Source organism: Atopomonas hussainii, assembly GCF_900109735.1.
Classification (GTDB): Bacteria; Pseudomonadota; Gammaproteobacteria; order Pseudomonadales; family Pseudomonadaceae; genus Atopomonas; species Atopomonas hussainii.
On the sequence record NZ_FOAS01000031.1, the window covers coordinates 1 to 4,047 of the forward strand.

Annotated in this window: 6 protein-coding genes; all 6 read right to left on the reverse strand. The window is 47.9% G+C overall.

What is annotated here, in order from left to right; all coding sequences use genetic code 11:
* Window positions 1-89 precede the first annotated feature (89 nt).
* The 6 genes from BMX80_RS17420 to BMX80_RS17440 all read right to left on the reverse strand — a co-directional run bounded on the left by BMX80_RS17420 (window position 90) and on the right by BMX80_RS17440 (window position 3,548).
* Window positions 90-458 carry a hypothetical protein gene (locus BMX80_RS17420; RefSeq protein ID WP_074870784.1) on the reverse strand — a complete coding sequence of 123 codons (369 nt, stop codon included), beginning with the start codon at window positions 456-458 and terminating at the stop codon, window positions 90-92.
* 99 nt (window positions 459-557) lie between these two features.
* Entirely contained in the window at window positions 558-1,094 is a 537-nt protein-coding gene (locus BMX80_RS17425) for a hypothetical protein (protein WP_074870788.1), read from the reverse strand.
* Window positions 1,095-1,178: 84 nt separating this feature from the next.
* Window positions 1,179-1,691, reverse strand: a complete 513-nt coding sequence (locus tag BMX80_RS17430) for a DinB family protein (protein ID WP_074870790.1) — start codon at window positions 1,689-1,691, stop codon at window positions 1,179-1,181.
* A gap of 481 nt (window positions 1,692-2,172) precedes the next feature.
* On the reverse strand, window positions 2,173-2,505 hold the full coding sequence (locus BMX80_RS17755) for a hypothetical protein (protein WP_139214222.1): 333 nt from the start codon (window positions 2,503-2,505) through the stop codon (window positions 2,173-2,175).
* Between the two features lie 89 nt (window positions 2,506-2,594).
* The gene (locus tag BMX80_RS17435; protein ID WP_083394375.1) at window positions 2,595-3,083 is read right to left on the reverse strand and encodes a hypothetical protein; all 489 of its coding nucleotides are present in this window, start codon (window positions 3,081-3,083) and stop codon (window positions 2,595-2,597) included.
* Between the two features lie 3 nt (window positions 3,084-3,086).
* Window positions 3,087-3,548, reverse strand: coding sequence for a hypothetical protein (locus tag BMX80_RS17440; protein WP_074870786.1), 462 nt, complete (start codon window positions 3,546-3,548; stop codon window positions 3,087-3,089).
* Window positions 3,549-4,047: the final 499 nt, after the last annotated feature.

Consider the following 4,047-nt stretch of genomic DNA (forward strand, 5'->3'; position numbering starts at 1 on the left):
CCTAACGTTTGGTTAAGGGGCGGCCAAAAGCGCAGCTTTTGGACGTCCCAGTGAGCGAAGCGAACGACTTGAACCAATTGTTATGCGGCTCACTCGAACTCATATGTGGCAGTGCCATTTGGTTTCATCTTGATTGTTACTGTCTCGTACTGGTGGCCACGCTGCGCCTCTAATTTGAGCAGTTCTCGCGCTGCGTTGTGCGGGCCAAAAATGTTGGTTGGTTCAAACTTCAACTCCTCACCGGCATTATTCATAGTTGCACGATATGAGCTTTTAGAGTTTGTTAGGCCGGCTTCATGTGTGATTGTGAACGTGGCTTTAACTTCTGCCCAGCCTTTGGGAGCATCAATGGTCACGTTTTCATATATGAAGCTAACCAAGCCATCGGAGGTAAAGTTTTCTGACAATGAGAAGCTGCTCCATAGCAGGGTTGTCAGGATGAATATTATTTTTGGCATGCATGATTCTCAATTAACGCATAACGTTTGGTTAAGGGGCGGCCAAAAGCGCAGCTTTTGGACGTCCCAGTGAGCGAAGCGAACGACTTGAACCAGTTGTTAGACGCGTGTTTCGCCATGGTCATAATTAAACTTGTAGCTGTTGTGGTTGAAGTCGATTGCTTGAACGTATTCAGGGTGTAATGAAAAACCCTCGCTAAATATGTCAGCTCCGTGAGCTGACCAGATGACTTCACCTGCTTCAGAGAACCGACATACCTCTAGCTCACCATGCGAGATTAACGCATTGCGCTCTACGTTGACGTATACACCAAAGCAGGTTGCATCATCTACCTGCAAGGTCCACGTGACAGAGAGTGGGAATAGACTTAGCTTGACTACGTGGCGCCCGATAGCCAGATAGGCTGCTTCGTTATGCAGGATAACCGAGTGTTCATGCACACCAGTGCATCCACCAGCATCGCCAAGGACAATAAACGGTTTGTCGTTTAGCAAAATTCCGTGGATGGAGCTAGGAGAGTAAACAGAGTCGAGAAGTTGTTCGCTAGCGTATTGCCGAGAATTGTCGGCGGAGCCGAATGAGTAAACTGGCTCGTTTATTAGGGTTATTGTTCCGACTGGCGTCTGAATTTGCATAGCGTCTAACGTTTGGTTAAGGGGCGGCCAAAAGCGCAGCTTTTGGACGTCCAAGTGAGCGAAGCGAACGGCTTGAACCATTTGTTAGGTGCTGGTTCGCTGAGCCTGTTCTCTTCTAAAAGGCTCCACCTCGTGTAGATATCGAGTGAATGTATCTTTCGGGCGCTCAAGGCCATTTGATGCCAAAGTTCTCGAAGCCATACCTCTGTGATTGCTGCCGTGAGTTAACAGGTGAATCATTACCTCTTCTACTGATAGTTTTCCGTAATCGCCGTCAGTAAATTTAAAAGAGATAATTTGGCTCAAAATTTCAGGAGTAATTGTTGCGGAGAAATGTACAAGCCATGAGTCATTTCTGTCGATTCTTTCTTTCAGCTCTGAGTACGTTGGCGTTTCGGGTGTGTTGTCAGCCGAATAAAGCTCCGGGGCTCCTGACATTCGGCTAATAAATAAACTGTCAACCACGGTAGTGTGGTTAAGGATTCTAATAAAGAAGACGGCGTCGCTCTCCGGAAGCAGATGTAGCTGGCGCTCTCCGAAAGTCAGTAGCTCAGAGTTTGCCCATTTTTTATACTTGAATGCGTTTGCAAACAGCAACTTGGAAGTCTCCATTTCTGTTGAGGGCAGTGCTTTGTTGCTCCAGCACCTAACGATAAGCTAACGGGCAGGCAAAAGCGCAGCTTTTGACTGTCCAGCGAGTGAAGCGAGCGGCGTTTAGCGCATTGTTAGGATGGCTCGTTGTGGCTGCGGAGCCACAGGCCAAACCCAAACGAAAAGACCCGAAACGCCGAAGTGATGACTTTCTAAAGTAGTTATTTGCGACTTGATCCATGCTGTCAAAACCTTCCGATGCTTACCGCAAATAACCCGCCGGCGAACCTACAGGCGGCGCCGAGGAACTGTCAGAAAACCGTAAAGCTAACGACAAAACAGCGCGCTGAAAAGCGGCGTGTGGATTCGTTGTGGCTAGGTGGTTTGCGAACATTATGTGAAGCGCCCTAACGATTAAGCTAACGGGCGGCCAAAAGCGCAGCTTTTGGACGTCCAGCGAACGAAGTGAGCGGCGTTGAGCGCATTGTTATGGGTTTGCACTGCGCCTCCTGTTGATTAAAATTTGCATAATAAAAGATAAGCAAAATAAAGCAATTGAGGCGTTAACTAGGAAATGCCGCAGGCCTGATAGGTGGTCTTTGATGAATGCTTCGCTATGCTTCTGAGCTCGAAGAGTAAAGTTAATGCCGCAGCTAATAGCACGCTCAGGATTGTCTTTAATGAAACTCTCAATCTCTGAAGTTAATTTGTGGTTATTTGCCGCGCTTGACTCTAGTCCATCTGCAATGGTCGCGTAGACAAATAAGCTACCTATCAAGAATAAAAATGGTGCGACCATGTTTAGAAGTATCTGCTTCATGATGAGCCCATAACGTTTGGTTAAGGGGCGGGCTTTAGCCCGTCCCAGTGAGCGAAGCGAACGGCTTGAACCATTTGTTAGCCGAACTCTCATGTTTCGCTAGAAATAACATGAATGATTAAGTCAAGCGAGTTGTCTGCCAGCAATGGTGGATAATCGCGACTTGAGTGAGTAAGGAAAAACAGAGAGCCCGGTTGTGTGTCAGATGGCATTGAAAAATAGGTGTAGAAGTGGTTTTTCACGGGCTCGGAGTAAGTTATGTAAATCTCCGATTCTTTAATTTCTATGGCGGCGAGCTTGCCATGACACGTGGTGTGCAGTGAGAAAAATAAGGAGATTGAACTGCAAAGATCAAAGGATGCTGATGAGCCCTGCCTGCCTTTATGGATTGACCTGGCGACTGCATTGAACTCAGTTGTCTTGCCGTGAAGATGCAGTTCCTTGTTTTTCAACTCCGCGAACATGATTGCTCTCTGGCTGTGGATCTGAAGGTCTTTGGTGGCTAACGTTTGGTTAAGGGGCGGCCAAAAGCGCAGCTTTTGGACGTCCCAGTGAGCGAAGCGAACGACTTGAACCATTTGTTAGGCCTTTGGCGAATACTGTACCAAGTAGGGCACCTCTGCAGCCTGCAAATTTCTCTCGCGAAAGCAAAATTTAAAACCCCCCCACTCAAGAGATATTTCGACAAATTGGCCAGTAAAACCGTGGAATTTTGCGGATTCAAGGGCGCCTGGAAGCTTTGACAAACTTTTATATGACCAACCTGAGATGCCTATGTCAGGTATGTGGCTGAAGTTTAAAGAATCAAGAGTGTCCATTTCGGTAAGGTTATTTAAAGATCTGTCAATTGCGCCAGCCGAAGGGGAGAATATGAGAATTGTCGCGTAAGGGCCGTTGCCGTCTTCGATGAACTCTTTGTTGTATTCGACTGCGTATGTGAATGCAGATGGGCCAATATTGTAAATGTTGTCACCGACTCTTCTCGCAGTCCCTGGGAGGTCTCGAAGCGAAGTCCAGGGCTTAAACCATGAGAGATTGTTCATGATGTGTAAGGCCTAACGATAAGCTAAGGGGCGGCAAAAAGCGTAGCTTTTTGACGTCCAGTGAGCGGAGCGAGCGGCCTTAAGCGCATTGTTAGGATGGCTCGTTGTGGCTGTGAAGCTGCAGGCTAAACCCAAGCGAAAAGACTTGAAATGCCGAAGTGATGACTTTCTAAAGTAGTTATTTGCGACTCGATCCATGCTGTCAAAACCTTCCGCTGCTTACCGCAAATAACCCGCCGGCGAACCCACAGGCGGCGCCGAGGAACTGTCAGAAAACTGCAAAGTTAACGACAAAACAACGGGCTGAAAAGCGGCGTGTGGTGTCGTTGTGGCGATGTGGTTTCTGAGCATATTTGAGGCGCCCTAACGATTAAGCTAACGGGCGGCAAAAAGCGTAGCTTTTTGACGTCCAGCGAACGAAGTGAGCGGCGTTGAGCGCATTGTTAGGATGGCTCGTTGTGGCTTGGGAGCCACAGGCCAAACCTAAGCGAAAAGTCGA